30 protein-coding genes and 2 riboswitches are annotated in these 26,025 nt (G+C 65.4%); of the genes, 6 read left to right on the plus strand and 24 right to left on the minus strand.

What is annotated here, in order from left to right:
* Positions 1-78: 78 nt before the first annotated feature.
* From AC099J_RS14260 to AC099J_RS14340, 17 genes are all read right to left on the minus strand, one after another.
* Positions 79-2,121 carry a phage tail tape measure protein gene (locus AC099J_RS14260; protein ID WP_479615931.1) on the minus strand — a complete coding sequence of 681 codons (2,043 nt, stop codon included), beginning with the start codon at positions 2,119-2,121 and terminating at the stop codon, positions 79-81.
* 52 nt (positions 2,122-2,173) lie between these two features.
* Positions 2,174-2,662 carry a terminase small subunit gene (locus AC099J_RS14265; RefSeq protein ID WP_479616295.1) on the minus strand — a complete coding sequence of 163 codons (489 nt, stop codon included), beginning with the start codon at positions 2,660-2,662 and terminating at the stop codon, positions 2,174-2,176.
* A 2-nt stretch (positions 2,663-2,664) separates the two neighbouring features.
* Positions 2,665-2,847 (minus strand): hypothetical protein, encoded by a 183-nt coding sequence (locus AC099J_RS14270; RefSeq protein WP_479615932.1) that lies wholly within the window; start codon positions 2,845-2,847, stop codon positions 2,665-2,667.
* The gene (locus tag AC099J_RS14275; RefSeq protein ID WP_479615933.1) at positions 2,844-3,308 is read right to left on the minus strand and encodes a P27 family phage terminase small subunit; all 465 of its coding nucleotides are present in this window, start codon (positions 3,306-3,308) and stop codon (positions 2,844-2,846) included. Before AC099J_RS14275 ends, AC099J_RS14270 begins: the two co-directional genes overlap by 4 nt.
* 67 nt (positions 3,309-3,375) lie before the next feature.
* Entirely contained in the window at positions 3,376-3,789 is a 414-nt protein-coding gene (locus tag AC099J_RS14280) for an HNH endonuclease signature motif containing protein (RefSeq protein WP_479615934.1), read from the minus strand.
* Positions 3,790-3,843: 54 nt separating this feature from the next.
* A complete protein-coding gene (locus AC099J_RS14285; RefSeq protein ID WP_479615935.1) occupies positions 3,844-4,260 on the minus strand; it encodes a hypothetical protein in 417 nt (138 codons plus the stop codon).
* 285 nt (positions 4,261-4,545) lie between these two features.
* Positions 4,546-5,112 carry a hypothetical protein gene (locus AC099J_RS14290; protein ID WP_479615936.1) on the minus strand — a complete coding sequence of 189 codons (567 nt, stop codon included), beginning with the start codon at positions 5,110-5,112 and terminating at the stop codon, positions 4,546-4,548.
* A gap of 9 nt (positions 5,113-5,121) precedes the next feature.
* A complete protein-coding gene (locus AC099J_RS14295) occupies positions 5,122-6,162 on the minus strand; it encodes a phage major capsid protein (RefSeq protein ID WP_479615937.1) in 1,041 nt (346 codons plus the stop codon).
* A gap of 361 nt (positions 6,163-6,523) precedes the next feature.
* A complete protein-coding gene (locus AC099J_RS14300; RefSeq protein WP_479615938.1) occupies positions 6,524-6,712 on the minus strand; it encodes a hypothetical protein in 189 nt (62 codons plus the stop codon).
* Entirely contained in the window at positions 6,709-7,137 is a 429-nt protein-coding gene (locus AC099J_RS14305) for a hypothetical protein (RefSeq protein WP_479615939.1), read from the minus strand. Before AC099J_RS14305 ends, AC099J_RS14300 begins: the two co-directional genes overlap by 4 nt.
* Positions 7,138-7,231: 94 nt before the next feature.
* Complete coding sequence (locus AC099J_RS14310; protein ID WP_479615940.1) at positions 7,232-7,735, minus strand: hypothetical protein; 504 nt, start codon at positions 7,733-7,735, stop codon at positions 7,232-7,234.
* On the minus strand, positions 7,732-8,070 hold the full coding sequence (locus AC099J_RS14315; RefSeq protein ID WP_479615941.1) for a helix-turn-helix domain-containing protein: 339 nt from the start codon (positions 8,068-8,070) through the stop codon (positions 7,732-7,734). The genes AC099J_RS14310 and AC099J_RS14315 overlap by 4 nt, the downstream gene beginning before the upstream one ends.
* Positions 8,063-8,326, minus strand: a complete 264-nt coding sequence (locus AC099J_RS14320; RefSeq protein WP_479615942.1) for a helix-turn-helix domain-containing protein — start codon at positions 8,324-8,326, stop codon at positions 8,063-8,065. The genes AC099J_RS14315 and AC099J_RS14320 overlap by 8 nt, the downstream gene beginning before the upstream one ends.
* 149 nt (positions 8,327-8,475) lie before the next feature.
* Entirely contained in the window at positions 8,476-9,147 is a 672-nt protein-coding gene (locus AC099J_RS14325) for a hypothetical protein (RefSeq protein WP_479615943.1), read from the minus strand.
* Entirely contained in the window at positions 9,144-10,358 is a 1,215-nt protein-coding gene (locus tag AC099J_RS14330; protein ID WP_479615944.1) for a tyrosine-type recombinase/integrase, read from the minus strand. The genes AC099J_RS14325 and AC099J_RS14330 overlap by 4 nt, the downstream gene beginning before the upstream one ends.
* 227 nt (positions 10,359-10,585) lie before the next feature.
* A complete protein-coding gene (locus AC099J_RS14335) occupies positions 10,586-11,068 on the minus strand; it encodes a guanylate cyclase (protein WP_479615945.1) in 483 nt (160 codons plus the stop codon).
* A 94-nt stretch (positions 11,069-11,162) separates the two neighbouring features.
* Positions 11,163-11,543 (minus strand): hypothetical protein, encoded by a 381-nt coding sequence (locus AC099J_RS14340; RefSeq protein ID WP_479615946.1) that lies wholly within the window; start codon positions 11,541-11,543, stop codon positions 11,163-11,165.
* Positions 11,544-12,024: 481 nt separating this feature from the next.
* Positions 12,025-12,130, plus strand: a riboswitch (TPP riboswitch).
* A gap of 73 nt (positions 12,131-12,203) precedes the next feature.
* On the opposite strand from AC099J_RS14340, the gene thiC reads away from it, so the two are divergent.
* The 6 genes from thiC to AC099J_RS14370 all read left to right on the plus strand — a co-directional run bounded on the left by thiC (position 12,204) and on the right by AC099J_RS14370 (position 19,737).
* Positions 12,204-14,132 carry a phosphomethylpyrimidine synthase ThiC gene (gene thiC, locus AC099J_RS14345; RefSeq protein WP_479615947.1) on the plus strand — a complete coding sequence of 643 codons (1,929 nt, stop codon included), beginning with the start codon at positions 12,204-12,206 and terminating at the stop codon, positions 14,130-14,132.
* Between the two features lie 5 nt (positions 14,133-14,137).
* On the plus strand, positions 14,138-15,181 hold the full coding sequence (locus tag AC099J_RS14350; protein ID WP_479615948.1) for an FAD-dependent oxidoreductase: 1,044 nt from the start codon (positions 14,138-14,140) through the stop codon (positions 15,179-15,181).
* On the plus strand, positions 15,178-15,393 hold the full coding sequence (thiS, locus tag AC099J_RS14355; RefSeq protein WP_479615949.1) for a sulfur carrier protein ThiS: 216 nt from the start codon (positions 15,178-15,180) through the stop codon (positions 15,391-15,393). Before AC099J_RS14350 ends, thiS begins: the two co-directional genes overlap by 4 nt.
* A 6-nt stretch (positions 15,394-15,399) precedes the next feature.
* Positions 15,400-16,257 (plus strand): thiazole synthase, encoded by an 858-nt coding sequence (locus AC099J_RS14360; RefSeq protein ID WP_479615950.1) that lies wholly within the window; start codon positions 15,400-15,402, stop codon positions 16,255-16,257.
* On the plus strand, positions 16,254-17,843 hold the full coding sequence (locus AC099J_RS14365) for a bifunctional hydroxymethylpyrimidine kinase/phosphomethylpyrimidine kinase (protein WP_479615951.1): 1,590 nt from the start codon (positions 16,254-16,256) through the stop codon (positions 17,841-17,843). The genes AC099J_RS14360 and AC099J_RS14365 overlap by 4 nt, the downstream gene beginning before the upstream one ends.
* 62 nt (positions 17,844-17,905) lie before the next feature.
* Positions 17,906-17,999: riboswitch (cyclic di-GMP riboswitch) on the plus strand.
* Between the two features lie 160 nt (positions 18,000-18,159).
* Positions 18,160-19,737, plus strand: a complete 1,578-nt coding sequence (locus AC099J_RS14370) for a methyl-accepting chemotaxis protein (protein WP_479615952.1) — start codon at positions 18,160-18,162, stop codon at positions 19,735-19,737.
* A gap of 11 nt (positions 19,738-19,748) precedes the next feature.
* Here AC099J_RS14370 and rocF read toward each other — a convergent pair whose 3' ends face one another.
* From rocF to AC099J_RS14405, 7 genes are all read right to left on the minus strand, one after another.
* Positions 19,749-20,666, minus strand: coding sequence for an arginase (gene rocF, locus AC099J_RS14375; protein ID WP_479615953.1), 918 nt, complete (start codon positions 20,664-20,666; stop codon positions 19,749-19,751).
* On the minus strand, positions 20,663-21,355 hold the full coding sequence (locus AC099J_RS14380; RefSeq protein WP_479615954.1) for a glutathione S-transferase N-terminal domain-containing protein: 693 nt from the start codon (positions 21,353-21,355) through the stop codon (positions 20,663-20,665). Before AC099J_RS14380 ends, rocF begins: the two co-directional genes overlap by 4 nt.
* Positions 21,356-21,369: 14 nt before the next feature.
* Positions 21,370-22,455 carry a phosphotransferase gene (locus AC099J_RS14385; RefSeq protein ID WP_479615955.1) on the minus strand — a complete coding sequence of 362 codons (1,086 nt, stop codon included), beginning with the start codon at positions 22,453-22,455 and terminating at the stop codon, positions 21,370-21,372.
* 58 nt (positions 22,456-22,513) lie between these two features.
* Entirely contained in the window at positions 22,514-23,230 is a 717-nt protein-coding gene (locus AC099J_RS14390) for a Crp/Fnr family transcriptional regulator (RefSeq protein WP_479615956.1), read from the minus strand.
* Between the two features lie 81 nt (positions 23,231-23,311).
* Positions 23,312-24,091, minus strand: a complete 780-nt coding sequence (locus AC099J_RS14395) for an oxepin-CoA hydrolase, alternative type (RefSeq protein WP_479615957.1) — start codon at positions 24,089-24,091, stop codon at positions 23,312-23,314.
* 22 nt (positions 24,092-24,113) lie between these two features.
* Positions 24,114-25,634: a 3-hydroxyacyl-CoA dehydrogenase gene (locus tag AC099J_RS14400; RefSeq protein WP_479615958.1), complete on the minus strand. Its 1,521-nt coding sequence runs from the start codon at positions 25,632-25,634 to the stop codon at positions 24,114-24,116.
* A gap of 59 nt (positions 25,635-25,693) precedes the next feature.
* On the minus strand, positions 25,694-25,882 hold the full coding sequence (locus AC099J_RS14405) for a hypothetical protein (RefSeq protein ID WP_479615959.1): 189 nt from the start codon (positions 25,880-25,882) through the stop codon (positions 25,694-25,696).
* Positions 25,883-26,025: the final 143 nt, after the last annotated feature.

The following is a 26,025-nucleotide window of genomic DNA, read 5'->3' on the forward strand; positions in this document are numbered from 1 at the left end:
CGTCCACGATCACGCTGAAACAGCGTCCACGATCAGTTTGAAACGGTGTCCACGATCACGCTGAAATCCCGTCCACGATCAGACTGAAATGCCGTCCACGATGGGCTGAAATACGCAGCCTGCGATGTCGCGCGCGCTGTCTACGTAGTTCTGCAGCGCTTCGGTCGCACCGTTGAGCCAGTTCTCCTGCGCGGCCTGCAGCTGGGCATAGTGGCCTTCATACGAACTCAGCGCCTTCGATTGGAAAGTTTCGATCAGCGCCAATTGGTCGTCGTACTGCTTTTGAGCATCAGGCCCGAACGTGCCGGCCATCTCCAGCTGCGCGCGAGTGTTCTGCAGATCCTGGCGCTGCTGCGCGTACTTCTCCGTGATCTGGGTCAGGCCCGCCAACATCTCGCGGTACTGATTGCCCATGCCGATCCCTGCGAGTTGCGCGGCTTGGGTCTGAACCATCGTGTCCAAGAATGACTGCGCCGCCTGCCGCGCAGCAAGCATGCCCGACTCGATGCGTTTTGCCGCTGCCTGCTCTTCGATGCTGAGCACTGTCAGCTGTGTGGTGGCGCTCTCGCGGAGCTTGGCAAGCTCGGCCTGTGCGGCAGCAACCTTGCGCGCGTTCTCGATGCCGGCCGTGCCTGTCAGCTTCTCCGCCTCCAGGCGTGTGATCGATTGCTGCAGCGCATTGATCTCGACGTTCGTTTGCTTCTCGATCAGCATGCGCTTTTCACCGTAGAAAGCCCGCTCTTCGGTCAGGCCAGCGGATCGCATGGCGTTCAGGATCTGCTCGCTGTTGTCGAAAGTCGCCACGAGCGCATCACGCGCGGCCTTGATCTTGTCAAGGTCGGCAGTCAAGCGCGCGACGGCCTCCGCAGCGCCTGTATCGGCGCTCTTGATGCCACCCGTCTTGCCTCTAGGCGGCTTGCCACCGCTGCCCGTGCCTGCCTTGCTGGTCTGCTGCACGACGGTCCCCACGTCGCCCAGCCGGCGGGGATCGGTCGCAGCGAACCGGGTGCGCTGGCTGGCTGCCAGCTGATCTTCATAGGCGCTGAGAAAGGTGCGGCCGGCCTGTGCTCCGCTGTCCGCCACCACCTTTCGGCCGACGCTGTCCAGCCCGTAGCGTTTGCGGAAATCCTCGCCGACCTTTGCTGCGCCGGAGAAGTCAAAAGACGCATAGCGCTCTGCTGCGCTGTAGGTCGATTGGGCAAAGTCCAGCAACACCGCGAACTCTTTCTTCGTCGTGGCGATCTGGTCGGCGATCTTGGCCAACTCGCGCGCAGCGTCCTGCGCGAAAGTCCGAATGCCGTTGTTGTCCTTCAGATCGCTCGCCGTGGCGCCCAGCGAAGTAGTCTCGCTGATCACGTCCTTGAACGACGTTGCCAGGTCAACGAGCGTGGGAATCACGCCGCCTGCAATCTGGATCTTGAAGCCTTGGAACATGGCATCAAGCGCCTTCAACTGCACGTCCAGCGCTTTGGAACTGGCGATGACATCTTGGTCGATCACCGCGCCGTACTGACTGGCCTGCCGGCTTAGATCCGCCCACGCCTGGCCGTTGCCGCGCAGCAAGGGAATCAAGGCCGATGCATCGCTGGCGATGGCCTCCATGAAGAAAACCATCTCGCTCTGACTGACGCCCGCCTTCTCCAAGGACGATGCGTAGAGTTGGAGAGCGTCAGGGCCGGACAGCTTGCGGAACATGTCCGCAGTCACACCGACCTTGGGCGCGATGTTCTCGAAGAAATCAGCAAGCGGGCCGCCTCCCGTCTGCATGAAGTCGCCGATTTTGTCCTGGGTGTCCTTGAAGATGTCGGCTAGCTTGTCCTGCTCGACGCCCACCGTTCGGGCGCCATAGGCCATCTCTTGGAACGTCGTCGTGCTGGTGTTGGACAGCTCCGACATCCGGGAAATCTGCACGCCAAGCTCTGCGACCTCCTTGGACCAGGAGACGATGGCAGCGCCGGCCGCCACCGCCGCTGCACCAGCTGCGGCGCCAATCTTCGCGCCTGCTGCGGCAATGGCTTTCGCCCGCTTTTCAGCTTCGCGTTCTGCCTTGTCCAGCGGACCGGTGAAGCCGCCGATTCGAGCGACGAGGTCCAGGCTCAACGTCCCGAGTGAATTTGCCATGGCTTACTTTCCAAAAAATAGCGGTTGAAACTTCGGTTGTGAAGTGCAGCACTCATTTCTTCACTGCCCTCAGCGGCGGAGGGCTTGATGCAAAGCGGCCAGAGACTTGCTTTGCGGCTGCATTGGCACTCGACTTCTTACCAAGCTCGCCTATGCGCGGGTGCATGAACGGCAACAGCGCTATCGCCGCGTCAACCCGGGTCTTCAGCGCGCCGGCTTCCGGATCTTGGGCGTACCACATCAAGAACCTCAACGGGCAATCGAACTTCGGGTTCGGGTCGTAGCCGTTCAGCCGGCGCTCTATGGCAGCGACGATCTCCGGTTGCTTGCGTAGTCGGCTCGCTGTACGTGCGGCACGGTCCATCGAATAGCCGGCTTGCCTGGCAGATTCAGCACCGGTCAGCCCTGAGGCGATGCCGTCGCAGAACACGCGCTGGCGAGCGAGTAGCCGCGTCTTCCCGTCACCAAAAACACGCTGAGGGGCAAGATTTTCTGTGCGTGCGAGGTTGGGTGGTTTCCCGTTCGGCTTCGGGGCTGTCATTCTCAAGGCCCCCCATCCTCTGGCTGCAGAAGGCTGAGCACCCGGGATAGCAGATCACGGACTTCGCCGATCTGATAGTCCAAGTCATCGAGCTTGCCCGTCGTGCTGATCTGCTCGGCGAGGAGGCCATCAATGGAGTCGTCAAGGCGCTTGCCCATCGCAGTGATCTGGTCGGCGACGCTCATGCCCGTTTTCCTCTGGTTGCCCCCTTTTGGGGGGGGCGCGTGGCAAGGAAGTCATCGAACTCGTCGCCCTCACCAGCGATCTCCCAAGGCTTGCGGCTGCCGGACTGCTGCCGCGAGTTGGCCCCTGCCACCAGGCGGTCGAAACGCGACTGCGGGCAGATGCGTAAGCGGGCCGAGAGCGCCACCAGCAGCTTGTCCGCCTTCTCCTTGGCGTTGAGCCAGGGGGACGCCTTGCCGTCGATCACAGAGCCCTCTACGCCCAGGTGTTCAGCTGCCTCGCTAGACAGATGCGCCGCGACCGCGTAGGACTCCAGCAGCGGCAGATCTACCTCAGAGAAGTGCGATGGGTCCACCGAGTTGACGACGTGTGCGAAGACGCGCGCCGGACCTTCAGACAGGGTGTTCAGGGACTTGATGCGGGGTTTGCCGGTACTGACGCGGCCTTTGGTCGCTGCTGGCATGGGTCGTCCTAGGGTGTAAGGTCACATGTCAAATGAAACGGGGGAGGACGGGTTCCAGGTGAAGGGCTCAGACCTTTGCATCTGGCCCCCCGGGCGTGGCAACAGGCCAGCCATCCGCACCCACAGCAATCTTGGCGACGCGGCCTAGATCGGCGTTGGTCTTGTCCACATGGCATGGCTTCGGACAGAGCACCTGACAGTTCTGGTCCGTGTCCTCGCCACCTGCGAACAATGGGACGCGATGGTCCAGTTCGAAGCCACGCGGCCAATCGGTCAGGCGCCCGCACATTGCGCACATTGGATCGGCAGTCCACACGCGAAGCCGGCGCTCCTGTGCCTTCCTGCCGCGAAGTCGTCCGTCGTGGCTATCGAACATGCTGCACCCACACCTCACAGAATGCGACGGCGCCCTGCGGGTCGGTAGCGGTATGCACCACACGACCTTTGCGCAGCACCTGCCACAAGTCCTTGCCATGCGCATAGGACAAGCCGAAACCCAACTCGCGGACTCTCTCCATCGCGGTTGCGAATGACATCAGTGCACCACCACCGCTTGAGACAGACCGACCTTGCGGGCGATGGATGCCAGCTGCTCTGCGTGCATCGTTTCGCAGAACGCCATCGCCGACTCGATCTCGCTCGTGCTCACCCCTGCAGCCTGCAGACGCTCTCGGCCGCGAACACGTTCTTCCGCCAAGGAGGCAGCGAGTTCGTTCAAAGCTCGGTCATTGCCGAGCGCCTCATCAACGCATGTGCTCATTTGGTCACCAACCAGTCGGAAAAAATGAATGCCCCTGAACAGAGGAACCGGGAGGTCCAGGGGGACCAGCGGGTCCAGTTGGGCCGGCACGCCCTGCGCCGCCGTACCCGTTCTGTCCGTTCTTGCCGGCCGGCGCGTCCAGCCATTCGCCCCAAGTTCCGTCGGGCTGTTCGAAGCGGATGCGATGCCCATCCACCTCATGCGCGGGCGGCGCACCTGTCTCACCCTGCGGACCCTCGGGGCCTCGCTCACCACGTTCGCCGCGCGGACCTTGCAGACCCTGCGGACCGCGATCACCCTTTTGGCCAGGCGGACCTTCTTCACCCTGCGGACCGACGACGGGCGCGGGTGGCGCTTTGAGCTTCACTCCGCGATCAGCAGCAAATGCCTCAAGGCGATCTGCTGCAGGGGCGTCGCTCTTCAACGCCAGTCCATGCTTGGCGGCCAATGCTTTCAGCCGTTCGTCAACATCAACATTCATCGCACGTCCTTCGCGTCGCGGCCGGCTTTCACAGCGAGAACCCAACTCGACCCGCCGAACTCGGGCGCTGCGGTCGTGGACTCGCTGCAGTACCACATTGAGCCTTTGGCCGTGACGACACTTCCCTTGCTGTAGAACTTCCCAACCTCGTGAACGCCTTGGTAGCGCAGTGGAAACTTCTCGACCTCCTCCATTCGCTTCTCCAGCGTGGCGATCTTGTCGTCGCGTTCCTTGATCTCAGCACGCGCTTCGGCCGCCAGTTCCTTCATCAGGTCCAGCGCCTCGCCCAGGTCCTTCCTAGCAAGCTCGCGCTCCGTCTTCAGCGCCTTGGTCACGTCAATGTCTGGCGACTTCACCACCTGCTTGATGTCGCTGAGCAGTGACGAGTCGGTCTGAGTGAGCAACTTCACTGCCTGCAAGAGTTCTGCTTTGGTTGCAAACTGCTCTTGGACAACCTCCAGGCCCTTCATGACATCGCCGATGCAGGCGGCTTTCTTAGACGTGCGGAGTTGTTGAAACTCGCGCGAGGCGGTGTCGATCTCTCTCTGACTCGGCGTAGTCATGCCGCCACCTCAGTACGGGACATCGTTGATCACGACCACGCCACCAGGACGGCCGACCATCCAACTTGTAGTCCGCTCCACACGAATTGCTGTCGAGTTCGTTTGCCAGAGACTGACCATCTGCACGGGGCCAGTCCCAGGCGTGTCGGACATTGCGACATTCGCATGCTCAGACCGCGCGACGTCAATGCCGTCCTCGGCATATAAGATTGACCCTGCGTCCAACAACGCAATGGTGCTGCCACCCGAGGAGTAGGGAACTGATTCGCTAGTAATCACAGGCAGGCCGCCCAGCATGCCACCGCGAGCGCCCAGGTCAGTGGCAATGCCACCGCTCCCGGCGCGCAGGCCAATGGCGACAGCGGTGCGCGGATGCATGATCCAATAGGCCGTCAGGAGGTCACCCTCCAGGAGATTGATAGCCGCCTCGACATCCGACTTAATGTCTGCTGCGGTGCCGCCTGACGCGGTCAGTGCCGGTGCGCCGAATGTGACTGCCGCAGGGCGGATGCCGGACTCACCACTGTTGAGCGGATTGATGAATGCCGCATCGGACGTTTGCACCACCGCCTTTGCCAGATCATCACGCAAGATCAGATCGGAGCCAGGCCCGAAGCGCAGCAGTTCGTCGCTCACGACCAACATACCGACAACTTTGGTCGGTTCAAGAAACTTCCGATTGAAGGCAGCGGAGGTGATCGGCTTTACTCGCCCCTCGCCGACGAAGTAGCCGATTGCACCGTTCGCCTGACTCGCGACAGGGACACGGACTGGAACGCGACGCAAGCCGGACAACTTGCCGACGATGGTCATCGGCCGCACGACTTCAAGAAACTCAAGCTGTGCACCCGAAGTCTCCGCGAGTGGCGACGCCCAGACACTTCCAGTAGTGGAGCCCGCTGCTACGGCTGCCTTCAGCAACGTGGCCACGCCGCTGCTGTGACCCCAGGTTGATTGCGACACCGCCAGGGCGCTGCGGACATCACCTTTCGAGTTCACCAACGCGCCGGCGGCGCGAATGAATGAGGCGCCTTTAAAGTACTCTGTCATAGCATTCTGAGTTGATTAAGCATGACTCCTATTGGATTAGTCATGGTCTTTCTGCGCCAGCCCTTTGCAGTGCGTTGCGGGTACTTACGTGGACCAATCACATCTGGTTGATTCAATCCATTTGGCGATGTCATGGAGTCGGTATGTGACTCTGTGCCCGTGTCCACCCAGTCGAAAGAAGTCCGGCCCCGACCCATCGGCTCTCTTGTTCGCCAGCGTTGCCTCCGCAAGACCAAGCACTGCGGCTGCCGGCCCTTCTCCAATGCGACCATCGCCGGTAATTGGATGGCTAGCTTCTCTGCATGCCGCCTCCAACATTCGAGCGGTCGCGGCAATCTGTTCTTCATGGTTCATGCCGCCCTCAATGAAATGGTGCGTGGGGTTCGGACTGGTCTCGAGCCGGCTTGAACTGGCCTTCGACCAGCAACCTCACGATCTGCACAGCGAGCGCCCCGACCGCTTGGGCCTGTGCGTTATCGGGACAGGCGCGGACGATGGCCGTCAGGGCTTCGAATTTGGACTTGAAGTCTTCAGCTTGGGTGTCGGTCATTCCAGCTCCAGTTGTTGGGGCGCGGCCGGTGTAGCCGGGCTACGCTGTCCGCACGTTGTCCGCGAACTGTCCGCTGGTGATGCGGACACGGGCGCAATGTTGTGGCAGTACTCGAGGGCGATGTCCCACGTCGCGCCGGAGTAAGCCTGCTCTGCGGATAGATCCTCATGGCTGCCACACAGGCCCAGCATCCCGTCTAGAGCGGCAATGCGATCCAGCAGAACCAGCATGCGGCGGTGCATGGTTGCGATCTCGCGCAATGCGTTCGGGTCGCTGGTGGGCACGAGTCCCAACGTTTCGACCATGTGGCGCAGGTGGAGCGGATGCACATCGACGGCGCAGCTGTCGCCATGCATTGATTCGTTCTCCAGTCGGAGGCAGCCGTTCGGCAGGGTCTCGATGGTCAGGTGAGGGATCTCGGTCATGCAACCTCCCCGGAGTCAGCGAAGAGGTGGGCAAGCCCCGTAGATGTGGCAACTCTCAGAACAGTGCAGAAACTGCACAAGGCGAGGCGTTGATTCAGGCGCCTACAAGTGCAGAAAGTGCACCTAGAGAGTGCGCCCCTTGTGCAGAAACTGCACCTGTGGGCGGGGGTAGGGGTGCAGAAATTGCACCAAGGCTTGCGTTTTTGACGGAGGCCAGATGACGGTACTGCCCGCGTGGAAAGTCGCGTTGCGCCATCTCCATGTCGGCCGACCAGTCGAGCGGCCACCAAGTGCAGGCGAACCATGCCGACGTGCTGGGGAACTTGCCCATGCGCGTTTCCACGACAAGGGCGCCGCTCTCCAACAGTTCGCGTTTCGCGTCGATCAGAGTGCGGTTGCTGCGCCATCCGCGCGTCTGCATGATGGTCCAGCCGGCCAGCAACTTGCCGTTGTTCTTGCCCATGTACTGGCTCGCAATGTCCAGCATGAGGGCCTTGGCCGAGAAGCCCAGCGCCCGGTACGCGTCGGACTCCAGAACGGGCAGCGGCAGCATGATGAAACGGCCCGGGTCGCGCCGGTCTTTCTTGTACGTGCTCATGCATTCCGTGCCTCCTGCGGTTCGGAGACAAGTTCGTACACCGCAATGCGCGGGTGCAGAAATCCTTGGTCGTCCCACATATCGATTCGTTGGACAGTCGGGATGTCGTAGCCATACACATCCTTCAGTTCTTTAATCCGAACAGCGGGGGCAATCACGCCGGCCTTGCGAAACTCAATGGTGTTGCATCTCCCGGTTCGGAGCAGTCTCAGAACTCGTTCGTACTGAGCTTCCGTTGCAGTGCTCTTCGGGCTAAACTGACGCTGCTTTTGGGTGGGGTTTTGGGAAGCCGTCGTGGTGGTGACACACCCGGCGGCTTCGTTGTTTTTAGGCATACATGTCCCTCGCCGTGCTTGCGGCAAAGTGAGCGCCGGGAGTGACCGTGTTAGCCGCGACGAATTTTTCGAGGCCATTGACTGGGTAGCGGATCGCGCCGCCCATCTTCACGTACGCAGGACCTTGTACGCGCTTTGTGCAGCGCCAAGTAGCCAGCGTCGCGGGCGCCATGTTCAGATATTCAGCAGCCTCGACCTCAGTCAAGAGCGCGGACCTGCGGTCGGTCGCGCGTGCCGGTTGTGCCTTCATTTCCATCTAGAAACCTTTCCATCGGTTGCAATGGCCGGCTGGCTATTGCGCTGCTTTGTGCAGTACCGACAGTGTTCCGAGATGGGTTCGATCAATCTATTGTTTGCGATCCCAAAACAAAGACACTTCCGCTTGTGTCTTGAAGACACTTCCCCTTATGTCTTTTTTGCTCGTTCTCTCGCCTTTTGAATTTGCGCCGTCATTTTCTCTAGGCTGATCTCCCACCCGGTTTCGCGGTCAACTAGGCGCCGCCGCCCGTCTGTGCGCCAAAAGAACGGCGCTATGCCATCGTCCTCGCCTGGCGATGTATTGAATATGTGGTTCGCGGCCTCTATGTTGGCGCCCCTACGTGACGGAAAGTCCTTCAAGACGGCTTGATAGAACTCGGTTTTTTTCAGCACCGGCCGATGCGCTCGATTGAACTTCCTAAGCTTTTCATTGAGCGACTCTGTGCCGATCGCACCTGAGAGAAAACCTTCCCATTGGGCTGCGTCGAATGCCAAGCCCCAAGCCGCTGCAGGATCTTTTTCTTCAACCATCATCGCTTCGACCGCATAGCACGTTGCGACCATCAGGATCTGATACGCGGCAGGCCCATAGGCATCGGGGTTGGCGCCGATCTCTGCCCTGATCTCGTCTCCGCTAACCCGATTCACCGTGCCGTCCGAAATTTGCTGCAGTAGGTCCTCGTACCAACCCGCTGGCCATTCCGGCATCGCCAGCGCGCTGTAGGCATTCAACGAATCAAGCAGGCGATGACAGCGATATCCGGGCGTGAAGCCCTTGCGCGCGTGACCGATACCATCCAGGAACTCTTGTGGAGTCATGTTGCCTTCCTCCGCGCGCTCGCCTTCTTGGCGGCAGGCTGCAAGCCAGCACCGACAAGGATTGCAGAAACTGCAGCGCCCATGGCCTCCCGTACTGGCTCGTGCTCTGCGATGCGCTGATAGATCGATGCCGCGTGCATAGACTTGTGGCCGAGCGACTTCATGCTGATAGCCATGTTTGCGCCAGTTCGAGCCATCCAACTACCAAGGGTGCGGCGCAGATCATGGATGTTGATGTCGTCCATTCCTGCCCTCTTGCGTACGGTCGCCCAAGCCCGCTTCGGCTCTTGATAGTGGCCGGTCTTGCCGGTGCCGGGAAACACAAAGTCGCTGCTTCCTACTTCTTTTTTCCTTGCCCGAAGTACATCCATAGCGGCTGGCACCAACGTGACCTGTAAAGGATCACCGTTCTTCACATACTCGCCGGGCACCGTCCAAATCTCGCCTTCCATGTGGATGTCTTTCCACTGCATGGCGGCGACGTTGCTACGCCGTGCGCCGGTAAAAATCGCCATCAGGAAGAAAGACCGCGCGGTGTCCGGGGCCGCCGAAATGGCGGTGAAGAACCGTTCCAACTCGTGCGCTTGAACGTGTCTCTCCCGAGACCGCTCGTCGTTCTTGGTGATCTTCTCTGCGGGGTTGGCGCTGTTCCAAAGTCCATTCTTGGACGCCCAGTTGAACGCAGCTTTGATCATGGATAGGACGCGATTTGCCGTCACCGGCCCGCCGTCGAAGCCTTTGACCTTGCCGAGACTGATGTCGCTGTGCAGCTTGGCAACGATCCGCTGTGAGACCTTGGACAACTGCAAGCGCCCCACGGTAGGCTCGACATAGTTGTTGTGCAGTCGCTTTAGCTCTGCCAGGCTGCGCGGTTTCATGGGCCTGCGCGCGAAGTAATCGGCCATCAGCTCGTTCAGCGTGGACTCGGCGCGGATGGCGCGATTGGCAGCGACGTGTGATTCACCACGTCCGAGCGCGGCGATGATCTGCTTTGCCTTTGCCCGGGCCTCATCCGGAGTTACCTTGCTGGCCGGGCCAATGGTGACGCGCTCGGGGTTCCCGCTCTTGAGCCGAGCGAACACGGAGTAGGTTTTTGAGCCCTTGTCCGTGACCCGCAGCACTAGGCCATCCTGTTCGTCGTCCGTGTAGCTGACGCGCTTTCCAGCAGGCGCCGGGGGCAGGGCGGCGACAGAGGTTTTTGTGAATCGCACATGTCCTTTCCGTAACCCGAGCTTCGGGGTTACGCCGGGGTTACGTGGAGGCGCAAAAACGCGCAATCTCTAGCCGTAACCCGCAGGACGATTCTCGTGGTAAGTCGTTGTCAGATCAAGGATTAACAATGATCCGCAAACTGTGCCCATGTCCTCAATTGGTAGGGCGGTCAAACTTCTAAGCTGTGGGTCGGGGGTTCGATCCCCTCCGGACAGGCCAGCTCTCTTCAGTCTTCCTCAAGCGCCAAGACGCGCTTTCTTTCGCCATAGAGGAAGGGCGGGAGCATCCGCGCTGCCTGGCGCAGCACGGCAAATTGGTAGTCATCCAGCGCGGTCTCGGCCATGTCGAAGTGGCACAGCGTGCCCCGCAGATCCATGCCGTGGTCCAGCAACGGCACTGCGTGGTAGGAGACAACGATTCCCTGGTACGGGCTGTAGCTCACCCGACTGTCTGCGCCCGTGTTGTTGGATCGAAATTCACCGTCACGCAGCGCGAGCTGGCAAAAGCTCTCCTTGAACGGCACGACCTCGAGGTACTTGGCGCGGGGCTGACCGAGCCGGTCGACAAGGTGACGGTTGACCAGGCTATCGCCCACCAGCTCGAACACCGCCGTGAACCGGCACGGCGTGCCCGCGTTCAGCACGGTCAGTGCCGCGTCGATGCCTTGGCGCTGCAGTGCGTGCAGAAAACGTCCAACGTTGTCGTCCATCAAACACCTCGTCAGAACATTACCGCTCGGGCCTGGATTCTAGGTCGCCCAACCAGCGCAGACGCGGCAGCTCGCCAGCGACGTGTTACGGCCGTTACAAAACCGAGATCGTCGGCTGGCCGTCGCGGCTCTTGGATTCGACGACGACGCGCACGCTGATTTTTGGCAGTTCATCCTCCAGCGGCGCGAAGTTGCTGTGGACCCATGCCTTGACGACACGCATGGAGCCAGCGTCGATCTTGGGTGCCCACGGGTCTGCAGGATCAGGCACCACGAAGCCGATGTGACCCCAGGTCTTCCACAGCCCCCAAAACCGTACGCACTTCACCCAGACACCGATGCCCTGAGAGTGTTGGCCACTGCCCAGCCTGCGCAGTTGGACCTCGGTGCCCTTGTGCGCGAACGCCTTGATCAACTTCGCGCGATCGCCGACAGAAGCCCCGATGACGGTCACCGTGTGGGTGTTGCGCTCCATATTTCTTATCCTCCTGGCAAGGCATGTGGATGCGGCGCACGCTGAAATGTGTGACGCACCAATCTGGGACATTCTCCGAACGACAGCGACGTGGCCGACGCTGCGCGTGGCGTCTTCCCGCAGAGGACCGTCGTCCCGCCGATCCTCGCAGACCAGGCGGCGAAAGTTTAGGAAGCCCGTGGCCGGGCAGCTGTAAGACAACGTCCCGAGTCGTCATGATGGCTCCGTGGCACCAACGCCCCCTGCCTGTTTCCCAGGCACCGCGTCGCAGCCCGCGCCCAGCAACGATCCCCGCAGATGCGCAGGGTGTTGTCCCCAGGCTTGTCCCCACATGCCAGGGGAAACTCTGAGGCAAGTTCGTGCCTATGTGCAGTATGCGCAGCGCTTTCCGCGAGAAGCTGCACGCGCAAGGGGCCGCAGGTCTGTGCGCTGGCGCACGCGTGGCGCGCGTTGACACCGCGCGCCGCACGGCGATAGACTCGCGCCCGCTCCGGGGTGCACGCTGCAATACGTGCTGAGATGGTCCAAACCAAACCCGCGAACTTGAACCGGTTAGTACCGGCGTAAGAAGAGCTGCATCATCTCGGCACCACGCCGGCCACATTCGGCCGCATCGTGCCAAGGGGCGCACGGGGCATTCTCACCACCTGTGGAGCCCCGATGAACGCACCCGAAGACAAGCTCAGCCAACAGTTCGCGCAGTTGCTCGCCCTCACGCGCGAGCCGTTCCCCGCATCACGCAAGATCTACCTCGAAGGCTCGCGCAGCGATGTGCAGGTGCCTCTGCGCGAAGTGACGTTGACCAACGGCGAGGTGGTGCATCTGTATGACACCTCGGGCCCCTACACCGACCCGGACGCCGCCATCGACGTGCGGCGCGGCCTGGCCCAGCCGCGTGCGCCGTGGATCGCCGCGCGTGGCGACACCGAGCTGTACGCAGGGCGCAGCCGCCAGGCGCTGGACGACGGCGTCAAGCACGAAGCGCAATCGGCCGAGCGCATCGCGCAGCTGCGCGCCGATGCAGCTGCTTTGCAGCGCCAGCCGCGCCGCGCCAAGGCGGGTGGCAGCCACACCGGCAACGTCACGCAGATGCATTACGCGCGGCGCGGCATCGTGACGCCCGAGATGGAATACGTGGCGCTGCGCGAGAACGGCCGGCGCGAGTGGATGGCCGACTACCTGGCCGATGCAGGGCGTGAGCGGCGCCTGGCCGGCAACCCCCTGGGCGCGATGCTGCAGCGCGGCCTGGTCACGCCCGAGTTCGTGCGCAGCGAGGTGGCGCGTGGGCGCGCCATCATCCCGGCCAACATCAACCACCCCGAAGTGGAGCCGATGGCCATCGGCCGCAACTTCCTCGTGAAGATCAACGCCAACATCGGCAACTCGGCCGTCACGTCGAGCATCGAGGAAGAGGTCGAAAAGCTGGTCTGGGCGATTCGCTGGGGCGCCGACAACGTGATGGACCTGTCCACCGGCCGCAACATCCACACCACGCGGGACTGGATCGTGCGCAACAGCCCGGTGCCCATCGGCACGGTGCCGATCTACCAGGCGCTGGAGAAAGTGGGCGGTGTGGCCGAGGACCTGACATGGGCCATCTTCCGCGACACGCTGATCGAGCAGGCCGAGCAGGGCGTGGACTACTTCACCATCCACGCCGGCGTGCGGCTGGCGTTCATCCACCTCACGGCGAACCGGCGCACGGGCATCGTGTCGCGTGGTGGCTCCATCATGGCCAAGTGGTGCATCTCGCACCACCGCGAGAGTTTTCTCTACACGCACTTCGATGAGATCTGCGAGATCATGAAGGCGTATGACGTGAGCTTCTCGCTGGGCGATGGCCTGCGCCCCGGCAGCGCTGCCGATGCCAACGACGAAGCCCAGTTTGCCGAGCTGCACACGCTGGGCGAGCTGACGCAGGTGGCGTGGAAGCACGACGTGCAGACCATGATCGAAGGCCCGGGCCACGTGCCCATGCACATGATCCAGGCCAACATGGACGAGCAGCTCAAGCACTGCGCCGAGGCGCCGTTCTACACGCTGGGGCCACTGACCATCGACATTGCGCCGGGCTACGACCACATCGCCAGTGCCATCGGCGCCGCGATGATCGGCTGGATGGGCACGGCCATGCTGTGCTACGTGACGCCCAAGGAACACCTGGGCCTGCCGGACCGCGACGATGTGAAGCAGGGGATCATTGCCTACAAGATCGCAGCGCACGCGGCCGATGTGGCCAAGGGCCACCCGGGCGCTCGGGCCCGCGACGATGCGCTCAGCAAGGCGCGCTTCGAGTTCCGCTGGACCGACCAGTTCAACCTGAGCCTGGACCCGGACACGGCGCGCGATTTCCATGACGAGACGCTGCCCAAGGACTCAAGTAAGGAGGCGCACTTCTGCTCGATGTGCGGGCCCAAGTTCTGCTCGATGAAGATCACGCAGGAGGTGCGCGCGTTCGCCGCGTCGAAAGGCCTTGCCGAAGGCGAAGCGCTCGCGCAGGGCATGGCCGAGAAGTCGGCCGAGTTCAAGGCCGCAGGGGGCGAGTTCTACGTCCCGATCGCGCACGCGAACGCGAACGCGAACGTGTAGGCGCCATGGCCTCGTTCGGTATCGCAGGCGCAGGCCTGCTGGGGCGGCTGCTGGCGTGGCGTCTGGCGCGTGAAGGCCATGCGGTGGCGGTGTTCGATGCCGCGCCTGGGCCACTGCCCCTGTTCGACGCGCGCGGCCCGGCTGCCGCCAGCGCGGCGGGCATGCTGTGCCCCTTGGCCGAGCGCGACCACGCGGCGCCGGCCATCTCGGCGCTGGGGTGGCGCTCCATCCCGCTGTGGCGCGAAATCGTGGCGGCGCTCGGCGAGCCCCGGCCCTTCTTCGCGCAGCGCGGCAGCCTGCTGCTGGCGCACCGCGGCGACGGCGGTAGCGCGCAGCGTGTGCTGGACCGCCTGGCGGGCGACCCGCAGGCCGCGCCACAGGTGCTGGACGCCGTGGGCCTGCAAGCGCTGGAGCCGGCCCTGCCGCCCACGGCCCATGCCTGGCTGCTGCCGGGTGAGGCACAGATCGACCCGCTGGCCACCTTGGCCGCGCTGCACGCGCAGGCACCTGGCGTGCAGTGGCACTGGGGCTGCGCCGTGGCGCGCGCGCTGCCGCACCGTCTGCAGTTCGCAGACGGCGGCACGCGCGCGTTCGACCAGGTGATCGACGTGCGCGGCCTGGGTGCCAGTGGCGCGCTGCCGCTGCGCGGTGTGCGTGGCGAGACGGCATGGCTGCATGCGCCCGGCCATGGCCTCACGCGGCCGGTGCGGCTGCTGCACCCGCGCCACCGCGTCTACCTGGTGCCACGGCCGGACGACCTGCTGTTCGTCGGCGCCACCGAGGTCGAGAGCGAAGACCGTTCGCCCGTGTCGCTCAAGAGCGCGGTCGAGCTGATGAGCGCAGCGCACAGCGTGCTGCCGATGCTGGCCGAGGCGCGCATCCTGCGGCTGGATCGGCACCTGCGGCCCGCGCTGCCGGACCACCTGCCGCGTACCGAATGCGAGCCGGGGTTGCTGCGCATCAACGGCCTGTTCCGCCACGGCTGGCTGGTGGCGCCGGCGCTGGTCGAGGATGCGCTGCATTGGTTGGCCCAAGAGGTGGCGGCGTGACCCAGGAGTGCCTGCGCATCGCGCTCGATGGTCAACCCCACACCGTGCAGGCCGGCACCACGCTGGCCGCCTTGGTGGCCGCGCTGGGCCATGTGCCGCAGGCCGTCGGCACGGCGGTCAACGGCGCCTTCGTCCCACGCGCGTTGCGTACGCAGCGCACCCTGCACGACGGTGATGCCATCGTGCTGTTTCAACCCATCGTCGGCGGCTGATCTTCCATGCACACACCTTCATTCGAACCAGACCACTGGCAGGTTGCCGGTGTGCCGCTCACCAGCCGCTTTCTGCTCGGCACGGCCGGCTACCCATCGCCCCACATCCTGGGCCAGGCGATTGCGGCTGCCGGCACGCAGGTGGTCACGGTCGGCCTCAAGCGCGCGCTGGCCGCAGGGGGTGACAACGGCTTCGTCGCCATCGTGCGCGAAGCCGTGCGCGGGCAGGGCGCCCGCCTGCTGCCCAACACCGCCGGGTGCCGCAGCGCGCGCGAGGCGGTGCAGCTGGCACACATGGCGCGCGAGCTGTACGACACGCCCTGGGTCAAGCTCGAAGTGGTGGGCGACGAGCACACGCTGCAGCCCGACCCGTTCGAGCTGCTGGCGGCAGCGCAGCAGCTGGCGCGCGACGGCTTTGTCGTCTGGCCCTATGGCACCGACGACCTGGTGCTGTGCCGCCGCCTGCTGGATGCCGGCTGCCCGGTGCTGATGCCCTGGGGCGCGCCCATCGGCTCGGGCCAGGGCCTGCTGAACCCGTTCGCACTGCGCACCCTGCGCGAGCGCCTGCCGGATGCGACGCTGATCGTCGATGCCGGCCTGGGCGCGCCGTCCCATGCGGCGCAGGCGATGGAGCTGGGGTTCGACGCCGTGTTGCTGAACTCGGCCGTGGCGCAGGCGCGCGACCCGGTGCGCATGGCGCTGGCGTTTGCCGATGCCGTGCGCGCTGGCCGGGGTGCCTGGCATGCGGGCGTGATGGCGCGGCAGGATTTCGCCGTGCCCAGCACGCCGGTGGCCGGCATGCCGTTGCTGCTGGACGGCGCGCCTGCCGTGCCCCTGGCGGCGGCTGCGCGGGCGTGGCCATGAAGGCGGTCGTCTGGTGCATTGCCGGCACCGACAGCAGCGGCGGCGCCGGGCTGGCGGCCGACCAGCGCGCGGTCGAGGCCTTCGAGGGCGTGCACTTCTGCGGCATCGTCGCGGCCGTGACGGCGCAGAACTCATGCGCTGTCACGCAGGTGGCGCCGCTGCCGGTCGCGCTGCTGGACGCCCAACTGCAGGCGCTGGCGCAGGACATGCCGCCCACCGTGCTGAAGACCGGCCTGCTGGGCGGGCCGGAGCAGGTGCGATGCGTGGCCCACTGGGTCGACCGCTTGCGCGCCGAGCGGCCCGGGACCGCGCTGGTGGTCGACCCGGTGCTGGCCGCCAGCAGCGGCGCGGCATTCGCAGACGAGGGCACGCGCGCGGCCTACCGCGAATGGCTGCTGCCGCGCGCCACGCTCCTCACGCCGAACCAGCACGAAGCCCGCCTGCTGCTCGGTGGCCAGCGCCGGGCCGGGCCGGATGTGCCCGCGCTCGGCCGTGCGCTGCGCCTGGCCGGCGCCCAGGCCGTCTGCGTGACCGGCGGCGACGCCGACCACGGGCCCGGCGGCCTGGTGCTGGACTGGCTGGACAGCGCCCACGCCCAAGGCTGGCTGGCGCTGCCGCGTATCGACACGCGCCACACGCACGGCACCGGCTGCACCTTCGCCAGCAGTGCGGCCGCGGCGCTGGCGCTGGGCTTTGTGCCGGCCGATGCGGTGGTGCTGGCCAAGATGGCCACGGCGCAGGCCTTGCGCCATGGCCATGCCGCCGGTGCCGGGGCGGGGCAGGTGGGCAGTGCGCGCGGTTTCCATGCCACGCCTGCGCTGCTGCCCCAGATGAGCTGGAGCGAAGCGCCGGCCTTCGCGCCGATGCCATCGGACCCGGTGCGGCCGCACGCGCCGCTGGGCCTGTACGCCATCGTGGACAGTGCCGAGCGTGCGCACGCCGTACTGGCCGCCGGCGTGCGTACGCTGCAGCTGCGCATCAAGACGCCCGACCACCCCGACGCCGACTGGTCGGCGTGCCTGCACCAGGCCGTGCGCGCCACGGCACAGGCGTGCCGCGCGGCGGGCGCGCGCCTGTTCGTCAACGACCACTGGGTGCTGGCCATCGAGGTCGGTGCCGATGGCGTGCATCTGGGGCAGGAAGACCTGCTCGCGCTGGGCGACGATGCCCGCGCCTGGCTGGTGGCCAGTGGGCTGGCGCTGGGCGTCAGCTCGCACAGCCTGTGGGAGCTGGCCCGCGCGCGTGCGCTGGCGCCTGCCTACATCGCCTGCGGCCCGGTCTGGCCGACGCTGACCAAGGCCATGCCATGGCTGGCGCAGGGGCTGGACAACCTGCGCTGGTGGTGCGCCATGGCCGGTGCACCGGTGGTGGCCATCGGCGGCGTGCTCTCGCCCGGGCAGATCACGCAGGCCGCAGACTGCGGCGCCGACGGCGTCTGCGTGGTGCGCATGCTGGGGCCGCAGCCGGGTGTGACGGTGCCGCAGATGCAGGCGGCACTGGCCGAGGCGCAGCGGCCGGCGCACGCGATGGACGGCTGGCCGCACCCCAGCCTGTATGGCGGTGCGATCGCTCGAAGTGAGGGTTGATTCGATCGCTTATCTTTGCCAATGGTGCGACGAATTAGGTTCGAATGCAGAGCGACTGTTAGACTCATCACCGGCAAACGCAATGTGAGTTGCGCACGCAAAGCCACAGGCCCCAGCTCGACGCACATCGCACGAGGGGGCAGCTGGGTTGCATCTGTTGGGCATTGCCCCTTCAGTCCCGTTGCGCTTCGCCGTTGCTTTGCCACAGCACTGCCACGTTTCGAAGACCACCGGGAGGCCCCATGCTTGTTCCTATCCACACCGTTCCGCGCGCCACGGCTGCGCAGCTGCACAGCGCTGCGCGGGGGACGTCGACATGAGTGCACTGCGCAACCTGCGCATCGGCGCGCGGCTGAATCTCGCGTTCGGCGTCATCTTGCTGATCGTCGCGACCAGTGCGGCCGTGGGGGTCTGGCGCTTGCAGACGCTGTCCGGCATGACGAACCAGCTGGCCACGGTGGACAACGAGAAGAACCAGGTGGCGGTGCGCTGGCGCCAGACGATCGACTTGAACTGGGTACGCACGCAGGCCGTGCTGCTGGATGCGGACACCCGCCGCATCCCGATGTGGCAGGCCGAAATGGACAAAACCTCGGAAACGACCATGGCGTCGCGCAAGCGGCTGCATGAGCTGGTGGATACGGACATCGGCAAAGCGCTGCTCGCCGACATCGATGCCAAGCGCGAGGCCTACCGCACGCCGCGGGCCGCCATCTTCAAGCGCAAGCTGGCCGGCGAGGATGTGACGCAGGAGTTGGAAAGTACGCTCAAGCCGCTGGCCGCCAGCTACAGCGCCAGTATCCGCACGCTGGAGGAGCGCCAGCAGGCGCTGTACGACGCATCACTGCGCGGCGCCGAGGAGGGCGCGGCGATGGGCACCACGGTGCTCGTGGTCTGCGGCGTTGCCGCCGTGCTGCTGGGCGCATTGTTCGCATGGGTGATCTCGCGCTCCATCACCGCACCGCTGGCCCAGGCGAGTGCGGTGGCGCGGCGCATCGCCGATGGCGACCTGACCGAGACCGTGGCGGCGCATGGCCGCGACGAGGCCGCCGAGCTGATGACGGCGCTGCGCGACATGCAGCAGCAGTTGGGCTCGGTGGTGTCCGGCGTGCGCCACAGCGCAGACGGCGTGGCCACGGCCAGTGCGGAGATTGCACAGGGCAACAACGACCTGTCGGCCCGCACGGAGCAGCAGGCCTCGGCACTGGAGGAGACGGCCGCATCCATGGAGCAGCTCAGCTCCACGGTGCGCCAGAACGCCGACAACGCACGTCAGGCCAAGAGCCTGGCGGTCAGTGCCTCCACCGTGGCGCAGCAGGGCGGCCAGGTGGTGGCGCGCGTGGTCGACACCATGAAGGGCATCAACGACAGCTCGGGCAAGATTGCCAACATCATCGGCGTGATCGACAGCATCGCTTTCCAGACCAACATCCTCGCGTTGAATGCGGCCGTGGAAGCTGCCCGCGCGGGCGAACAGGGTCGCGGCTTTGCGGTGGTGGCGACCGAGGTGCGCAGCCTGGCCGGCCGCTCGGCCGAGGCCGCCCGCGAGATCAAGTCGCTGATCGGCGCCAGCGTGGAACGTGTGCAACAGGGCACGACGCTGGTGGGCGAGGCCGGTGCGACGATGACCGAGGTGGTCAGCGCCATCCAGCGCGTGAGCGATCTGGTCGGCGAAATCAGCGCGGCCAGTGCCGAGCAGAGTTCGGGCGTCTCGCAGATCGGCGAGGCCATCACGCAGATGGACCAGGCAACGCAGCAGAACGCCGCGCTGGTGGAGCAATCAGCTGCCGCTGCGGACAGCCTGCGCGGCCAGGCGGGTCAGCTGGTGCAGGCGATGGCGGTGTTCAAGCTGCACGGCGGTGGCGGCGCCGCGCTGCGCGCACTGCCGGCCTGAGAGCGCAAGGCTCAGCGGACCAAGGTGGATTTGCCGAACAGGCTGCCCACCAGGTCCACCACCAGCTCGGCCGTGCGGTTGCGCACGTCCAGCGCCGGGTTGAGTTCGACAACGTCCAGCGAGCCCAGGCGGCCGGTGTCGGCCAGCATTTCCATGCACAGCTGCATTTCACGGTAGGTGGGGCCGCCGGGCACGCCGGTGCCCACGCCGGGCGCGTCGACCGGGTCCAGGCAGTCGGCGTCGAAGCTCACGTGCAGGTGTGTGTTCTCGTCCATGTCCTGCAGCACCTCGGTCATGGTGTTGCGCATGCCGTGCTCGTCGATGTGGCGCATGTCGAAGACCTGCAGGCCGAAGGTGTGCACGGCCTCTTTCTCGGCGGCGTCGACCGAGCGCACGCCGACGAAATCGATCTGCTCGGCGGTCAGCGCTGCCGGCGTGCCCGCCCAGCCCACCAGCTCGGCTGGGCCGTGGCCCAGGAGGCAGGACACCGGCATGCCGTGCAGGTTGCCGCTGGGGCTGATGGCCTCGCTGTTGACGTCGGCATGCGCGTCCAGCCACACCACCCGCAAGTCCAGACCACGCGTACGGCAATGCTGCGCCACGGCGCTGATCGAACCCACGGCCAGGCTGTGGTCGCCGCCGACCATCATGGGCACCTGGCCGGCGGCCAGTGCGGCGGCGACGCCATCGAACACGGCGCGGTTCCAGGCGACGACTTGCTGCAGGTGGCGCACGCCGCCGCTGTGCGGCGACCAGTCGGCCACCGGGCCGGCGAGGTTGCCCACATCACGCAGTTGCACGCGCTGCGCGGCCAGCGCCTCGGCGATGCCGGCCACGCGCAGGGCGTCCGGGCCCATGCCGGCGCCGCGCACACTGGCGCCGCAGTCGCTGGGGGCGCCGATGTAGGCGACCGTCGTCGTGGCGGTCATTTGCGTGCGTACTGGGTGGCGCCAAACATGTTTTCACGCGCCTTGTCGTCGGGTGTGGGCTTGCGGCGATCGGCCAGCACGGCCACGCCGCGCTTGACGGCCGGGCGCGCGGCGATGCGGTCGAACCAGCCTTTCAGAAACGGGTAGTCGGCCCAGTCGATGCCCTGGTTCTCCCAGCTGCGCAGCCAGGGGAAGATGGCGATGTCGGCAATGCTGTAGCTGCGCCCGGCGATGTAGGCGGTCTGCGCCAGCTGCTTGTCCATCACGCCATACAGGCGCCTCGTCTCGTTGGTGTAGCGGTTGATGGCGTAGTCGACCTTCTCGGGTGCGTACAGGCGGAAATGGTGCGTCTGGCCCAACATGGGGCCGACGCTTCCCATCTGGAACATCAGCCACTGCAGCACGGCATAGCGCTGGCGGTCGGTCTTGGGCAGGAACTTGCCGGTCTTGCCGGCCAGGTACAGCAGGATGGCGCCGGATTCGAACAGCGACACCGGCTTGCCGTCGGGCCCCTCGGTGTCGACGATGGCCGGGATCTTGTTGTTCGGGCTGATCTTCAGGAAGTCGGGCTTGAACTGGTCGCCCGCGCCGATGTCGACCGGCACCACCTCGTAGGGCAGGCCGCACTCCTCGAGCATGACGTGGACTTTGTGCCCGTTGGGTGTGGGCCAGGTATGGACGGTGATCATGGTGTGGGGGCGGCTCAGGCCTGCTGCGCGAACTTCCAGGCCATCTCGGCCAGCGGCCGGGCGCCGGCGCCCGAGGTGGCGGCCCGCTCGCTGGAGGCGGTGCCCGATTCGGCCCGCTTGGCGATGCCCTGCAGGATGGCGGCCAGGCGGAACATGTTGTAGGCCAGGTAGAAGTTCCAGTCGCGGGCCAGCGCATCGGGCGTGGTGAAGCCGGTGCGCTCGCAGTAGCGGGCGATGTAGTCGGCCTCCGACGGGATGCCCAGCGCCGGCAGATCCAGCCCGGCGATGCCGCGGAACTGGCCGGGGCTGATGTGCCAGGACATGCAGTGGTAGCTGAAGTCCGCAAGCGGATGGCCCAGCGTGGACAGCTCCCAGTCGAGCACGGCGATGGCGCGCGCCTCGGTCGGGTGGAACATGATGTTGTCCAGCCGGTAGTCGCCATGCACGATGCTGGTCAGCGCACCATCGCGCGCGGTGGCGGGCATGTTGCGCGGCAGCCATTCGATGAGCTTGTCCATCTCCGGGATAGGCTGGGTGATCGATGCGACGTACTGCTTGCTCCAGCGGCCGATCTGGCGCTCGAAGTAGTTGCCCGGCTTGCCATAGCTGGCCAGGCCGCGGGCGGCGTAGTCGACCTTGTGCAGCGCGGCGATGACGCGGTTCATCTCGCCGTAGATGGCGCCGCGCTCACTGGGGGCCATGCCGGGCAGGCTTTGCTCCCACAGGATGCGGCCCTGCTTGAACTCCATGATGTAGAAGGCTCGGCCGATCACCGATTCGTCATCGCACAGGCAGTGCATGCGGGGCACGGGCACGTCGGTATCGGCCAGGCCGCCCATGACGGCGAACTCGCGCTCGATGGCGTGCGCCGAGGGCAGCAGCTTGGCAACCGGGCCGGGCTTGGAGCGCATCACGTAGCTCTGCGTGGGCGTCACGAGTTTGTAGGTGGGGTTGGACTGGCCGCCCTTGAACATCTCCACCGTGAGCGGGCCGGCAAAGCCGGGCAGGTGGCGGCCCAGCCAGTCGGCCAGGCGCGCCGTGTCGAATGCGTGTTGGCCGGTCACCTCTTTGGTGCCGACGAAATGTTCGAATTCACTCATGTGCGGGTCTCCTTGGGAATTGTCTCGGTGGTGGTAGCAGCGGCTTTCTTGCGCTGCCTCAGGTGGCCTGCACGATGCGCATGAGGGCCTCGCGGTCGCGCACGATCAGGCCGGCCGGTTCGATGCGGATCGCTTGTTCGCGCTCCATGGCCTTGAGCTCCTGGTTCACACGCTGGCGCGAAGCGCCCAGCAGCTGGGCCAGTTCTTCCTGCGCCAACTGCAGGCTGATGCGCACCTCGTCGCCGTCGTCCAGGCTGGGCACGCCGTAGCTGCGCACCAGGTGCAGCAGCTGCTTGGCCAGGCGCGCGCGCAGGGGCAGGGTGTTGAGGTCTTCGACCAGGCCGAACAGCAGGCGGATGCGACGCGCCTGCAGCCACAGCAGGGCTTCGTACAACTCGGCATGGGTGGCCAGGATCTTCTTGAAGTCGGCACGCGCGACGCACAGGATCGTCGAATCGCCGTGCGCATAGGTGTCGTGTGTGCGGCGGTCGCCGTCGAAGATCGACACATCGCCGAACCAGATGCCCGGCTCCACGTAGGTCAGCGTGATCTGCTTGCCCGACAGCGAGGTCGAGCTGACGCGCGCCGCGCCCTTGGCACAGGCGATCCATTCCTCTGGCGGTTCGCCGCGCGCAGCGATCAGTTCGCCGTCCTTGAATCGCTTGACGTAGGCGCATCGAAGAATGTCGTGCCGCAACGAGGGGGAGAGGGATGAGAACCAGCGGCCGCCATTGATGGCGGCGCGCTCGGCGATGGTAAGAATGGGTTCGTCCATGGACTGTCGTTTCGGAGACTGGGCGTCGGTGCTGCGCGCGGGGTGGTTCCTGGCTGGTGGGGCGGTCGGGCGGCCCATGCGTCAGCGGAAGTGGGGAGTGGTCTTGTCCAAGGTAGCAGCCAGCGCAATGCCGGCATTCGGGTGGTGCAGGTGGGTCACGAACAGGTCGCGCTCGCGCGCCATGTGGGCCGACAGCGCTGCGCTGGCGGCATCGTTCAGCAACTCCTTGATGCTGGCCAGCGCGTTCGGCGCGCGCGCATCGAGTTGCGCGGCCAGGGCCAGCGCCATCTGCAGCGCACTGCCCGGCGCGGCGATGCGGTTGACGACGCCGAGCGCGTGCAGGCGTTCGGCGTCGATGCCGTCGCCCAGCATCAGCAACTCAGTCGCCAGTTGTCGCGGCATGGCACGCGCCAGATGCCAGCTGGCACCGCCCACGGGCGACAGGGCGGCGCGGCTCTGGTCCAGCGCGAACACCGCGTTGCGTGCGGCCACGACGAAGTCGCAGGCCAGCACGAGCGCAAAGCCGTCGCCGGTGGCGGCCCCTTCGACGGCGGCCAGCACCGGCTTGGGAAAGGTGCGGATCGACTCGATCCAGCTGTGCAGTCCCTCGACGTGCCCGGCCTGTTCGAGCGCGGACGCGCGCTGCTCGGTCTGCAGGCGATGCGCGTCGCCGCCGCCGCTGAACACCGCACCCTCACCGGTGATGACCACCGAGCGCACCTCGTCGCTGGATTCGGCAACGTTGAGCGCCTCGATGCCGGCAGCGTGGATGGCCGGGTCGAGCGCATTGCGTTGCTCGGGGTTGGACAGCGTGAGCACCATGGTCTGGCCATGGCGGGTGCTTTGGAGTGCGGCGGACATGGCGTGCAGTATCCGGCAGCTCTCAATCTTCCTCGTGCAGCAGGCTCAGCCCGAGCGCGCCGCGCCGACGCAGCCAGGGGCTGGGCCGGTAGCGTGGGTCGCCGTAGACGGTCTGCATGTTGAACAGCACCTCCAGCATGCTGGCGGGGCCATAGCGGTCGCCCATCGCCAGTGGCCCCAGCGGATAGCCCAGGCCCAGAGTCACGGCCAGCTCCAGGTCGCGCGGCGAGCAGATGCGCTGCTGGCAGATGTCTGCGGCGATGTTGACGATGGTGGCCACCACACGCTGCGTGACGAAGCCGCCGCTGTCGCGCACCACACTGACGGCCTTGCCATCGCGTGCGAACAGCGCGTGGGCGGCCTCGCGCATGTCGATGCGCGTGGCCGGGTTGGTGGCCAGCACGCGGCGCCGCGTGGCGGCGTCGTCCACCAGCAGGTCGATGCCGAGCGTGCGTGTCGGGTCCAAACGCTCGACCACGGCCACCGTGGTGACGTCAAAGCCCAACGGAGCCACCAGCGTCAGAGCCTGGGCCGAAGGCGCGCTGCCGGTCTCGATGCGCGCGCCGAGGTCCTTGAGCAACTGCAGCAGCTCGATGCGGCGCGCCGCCCGTGTCGAGACCCAGACCGGTGGCAGCTCGGCCACCTGCGGCGTGGCGGGCTCGGCCGGCACCTGGGCGACGCCGTCCTGGTAGCGGTAGAAGCCTTCACCCACCTTCTTGCCGACCATGCCGCCGGCCAGGCGCTGGGCGGTGATCACGCTCGGGCGGTAGCGCGGCTCGTCGTAGTACTGGCGGTAGACCGATTCCATCACCGGATGCGAGACGTCCAGCGCTGTCAGGTCCATCAGTTCGAAAGGGCCGAGCTTGAAGCCGATTTGGTCCTTCAGGATGCGGTCGATGGTGGCGAAATCGGCCACGCCCTCGCTGACGATACGCAGGGCCTCCGTGCCGTAGCCGCGCCCGGCATGGTTGACGATGAACCCTGGAGTGTCTTGCGCCTGCACGGGCGTGTGGCCCATCTCGCGTGCGTACTGCGACAGCGCAGCGCAGACGCTGGCGTCGGTCTTCAATCCGGCAATGACTTCCACCACTTTCATCAGCGGCACCGGGTTGAAGAAGTGGTAGCCGGCAAAGCGCGCGGGGCGCTGCAAACCGGCGGCGATGGCGGTGATCGACAGCGACGAGGTGTTGCTGACGAGGACCGCGTCCGGTCGCAGGAGTGTTTCCAGTTCTGCAAACAGCGCCTGCTTGACGTCGAGCCGTTCGACGACCGCCTCGATCACCAGATCACAGTCCGCCAGGTCGGAAAGCCGCGTCGTTTCGACCAAAGCCGCCCGATGCGATGCCAGGCGCGCGGTGTCCAACCGCCCCTTCTGGTGCAACTTGTCCCATTGCTGCAACACTGCCGCACAGCCTTGCGCGACAGCCTGCGCTTGCACGTCGAACAGTTTGACGGTGCTACCCGCTTGTGCTGCAATTTGCGCGATTCCGCGGCCCATGGCGCCGGCGCCAACGACGCCAACCACCGCATACGTAGTGTTCATTCGGCAATTATCACCAGCGGTTCTGGTGGTATCGTGATCGAATCATTTGCATATAAAACCTAGTGACTCTCAAAAACAAGCTCGTTGGCGTGGCCTTGCTGGGTGTAGCGATGAGCAGCTCGGCATTGACCTTGGGACGGGCACGCGGCGCGGTCGTCTTGGGCCAGCCCCTGAGTCTGGCGATCGAAGTACGCGTCGACAGCCCTGATGAGGCCACTGCCCAGTGCTTCAGCGTCGAAGTCTTGCATGGCGATGTGGCGATCGATGCGAGCCGCGTTCGGGTGGTGGTGCAGTCACAAGGCGGCTCGTCGCAAGATGCGGTGATTCGCGTGCGTTCCAGCGCAGTGGTCGACGAGCCCGTGGTGGGGCTGGTGCTGCGCGCCCTGTGCGG

It is taken from the genome of Rhodoferax sp. RT4P68 (genome assembly GCF_056521305.1).

Excerpts from the sequence above, each read along its gene's own strand:
- AC099J_RS14265 (WP_479616295.1), bottom strand. The coding sequence starts at position 2,662 with ATGACAGCCCCGAAGCCGAACGGGAAACCACCCAACCTCGCACGCACA.
- AC099J_RS14320 (WP_479615942.1), bottom strand. The coding sequence starts at position 8,326 with ATGGAAATGAAGGCACAACCGGCACGCGCGACCGACCGCAGGTCCGCG.
- AC099J_RS14275 (WP_479615933.1), bottom strand. The coding sequence starts at position 3,308 with ATGCCAGCAGCGACCAAAGGCCGCGTCAGTACCGGCAAACCCCGCATC.
- AC099J_RS14360 (WP_479615950.1), top strand. The coding sequence starts at position 15,400 with ATGCACACACCTTCATTCGAACCAGACCACTGGCAGGTTGCCGGTGTG.
- AC099J_RS14395 (WP_479615957.1), bottom strand. The coding sequence starts at position 24,091 with ATGTCCGCCGCACTCCAAAGCACCCGCCATGGCCAGACCATGGTGCTC.
- AC099J_RS14290 (WP_479615936.1), bottom strand. The coding sequence starts at position 5,112 with ATGACTACGCCGAGTCAGAGAGAGATCGACACCGCCTCGCGCGAGTTT.
- AC099J_RS14400 (WP_479615958.1), bottom strand. The coding sequence starts at position 25,634 with ATGAACACTACGTATGCGGTGGTTGGCGTCGTTGGCGCCGGCGCCATG.
- AC099J_RS14260 (WP_479615931.1), bottom strand. The coding sequence starts at position 2,121 with ATGGCAAATTCACTCGGGACGTTGAGCCTGGACCTCGTCGCTCGAATC.
- AC099J_RS14310 (WP_479615940.1), bottom strand. The coding sequence starts at position 7,735 with ATGAGCACGTACAAGAAAGACCGGCGCGACCCGGGCCGTTTCATCATG.
- AC099J_RS14385 (WP_479615955.1), bottom strand. The coding sequence starts at position 22,455 with ATGAGTGAATTCGAACATTTCGTCGGCACCAAAGAGGTGACCGGCCAA.
- AC099J_RS14390 (WP_479615956.1), bottom strand. The coding sequence starts at position 23,230 with ATGGACGAACCCATTCTTACCATCGCCGAGCGCGCCGCCATCAATGGC.
- AC099J_RS14300 (WP_479615938.1), bottom strand. The coding sequence starts at position 6,712 with ATGACCGACACCCAAGCTGAAGACTTCAAGTCCAAATTCGAAGCCCTG.
- AC099J_RS14350 (WP_479615948.1), top strand. The coding sequence starts at position 14,138 with ATGGCCTCGTTCGGTATCGCAGGCGCAGGCCTGCTGGGGCGGCTGCTG.
- AC099J_RS14370 (WP_479615952.1), top strand. The coding sequence starts at position 18,160 with ATGAGTGCACTGCGCAACCTGCGCATCGGCGCGCGGCTGAATCTCGCG.
- AC099J_RS14365 (WP_479615951.1), top strand. The coding sequence starts at position 16,254 with ATGAAGGCGGTCGTCTGGTGCATTGCCGGCACCGACAGCAGCGGCGGC.
- AC099J_RS14335 (WP_479615945.1), bottom strand. The coding sequence starts at position 11,068 with ATGGACGACAACGTTGGACGTTTTCTGCACGCACTGCAGCGCCAAGGC.
- AC099J_RS14380 (WP_479615954.1), bottom strand. The coding sequence starts at position 21,355 with ATGATCACCGTCCATACCTGGCCCACACCCAACGGGCACAAAGTCCAC.
- AC099J_RS14325 (WP_479615943.1), bottom strand. The coding sequence starts at position 9,147 with ATGACTCCACAAGAGTTCCTGGATGGTATCGGTCACGCGCGCAAGGGC.
- AC099J_RS14340 (WP_479615946.1), bottom strand. The coding sequence starts at position 11,543 with ATGGAGCGCAACACCCACACGGTGACCGTCATCGGGGCTTCTGTCGGC.
- AC099J_RS14270 (WP_479615932.1), bottom strand. The coding sequence starts at position 2,847 with ATGAGCGTCGCCGACCAGATCACTGCGATGGGCAAGCGCCTTGACGAC.
- AC099J_RS14280 (WP_479615934.1), bottom strand. The coding sequence starts at position 3,789 with ATGCGCATGGCAAGGACTTGTGGCAGGTGCTGCGCAAAGGTCGTGTGG.
- AC099J_RS14285 (WP_479615935.1), bottom strand. The coding sequence starts at position 4,260 with ATGGGCATCGCATCCGCTTCGAACAGCCCGACGGAACTTGGGGCGAAT.
- thiC (WP_479615947.1), top strand. The coding sequence starts at position 12,204 with ATGAACGCACCCGAAGACAAGCTCAGCCAACAGTTCGCGCAGTTGCTC.
- AC099J_RS14315 (WP_479615941.1), bottom strand. The coding sequence starts at position 8,070 with ATGCCTAAAAACAACGAAGCCGCCGGGTGTGTCACCACCACGACGGCT.
- rocF (WP_479615953.1), bottom strand. The coding sequence starts at position 20,666 with ATGACCGCCACGACGACGGTCGCCTACATCGGCGCCCCCAGCGACTGC.
- AC099J_RS14305 (WP_479615939.1), bottom strand. The coding sequence starts at position 7,137 with ATGACCGAGATCCCTCACCTGACCATCGAGACCCTGCCGAACGGCTGC.
- AC099J_RS14405 (WP_479615959.1), bottom strand. The coding sequence starts at position 25,882 with ATGCAAGACTTCGACGCTGAAGCACTGGGCAGTGGCCTCATCAGGGCT.
- AC099J_RS14295 (WP_479615937.1), bottom strand. The coding sequence starts at position 6,162 with ATGACAGAGTACTTTAAAGGCGCCTCATTCATTCGCGCCGCCGGCGCG.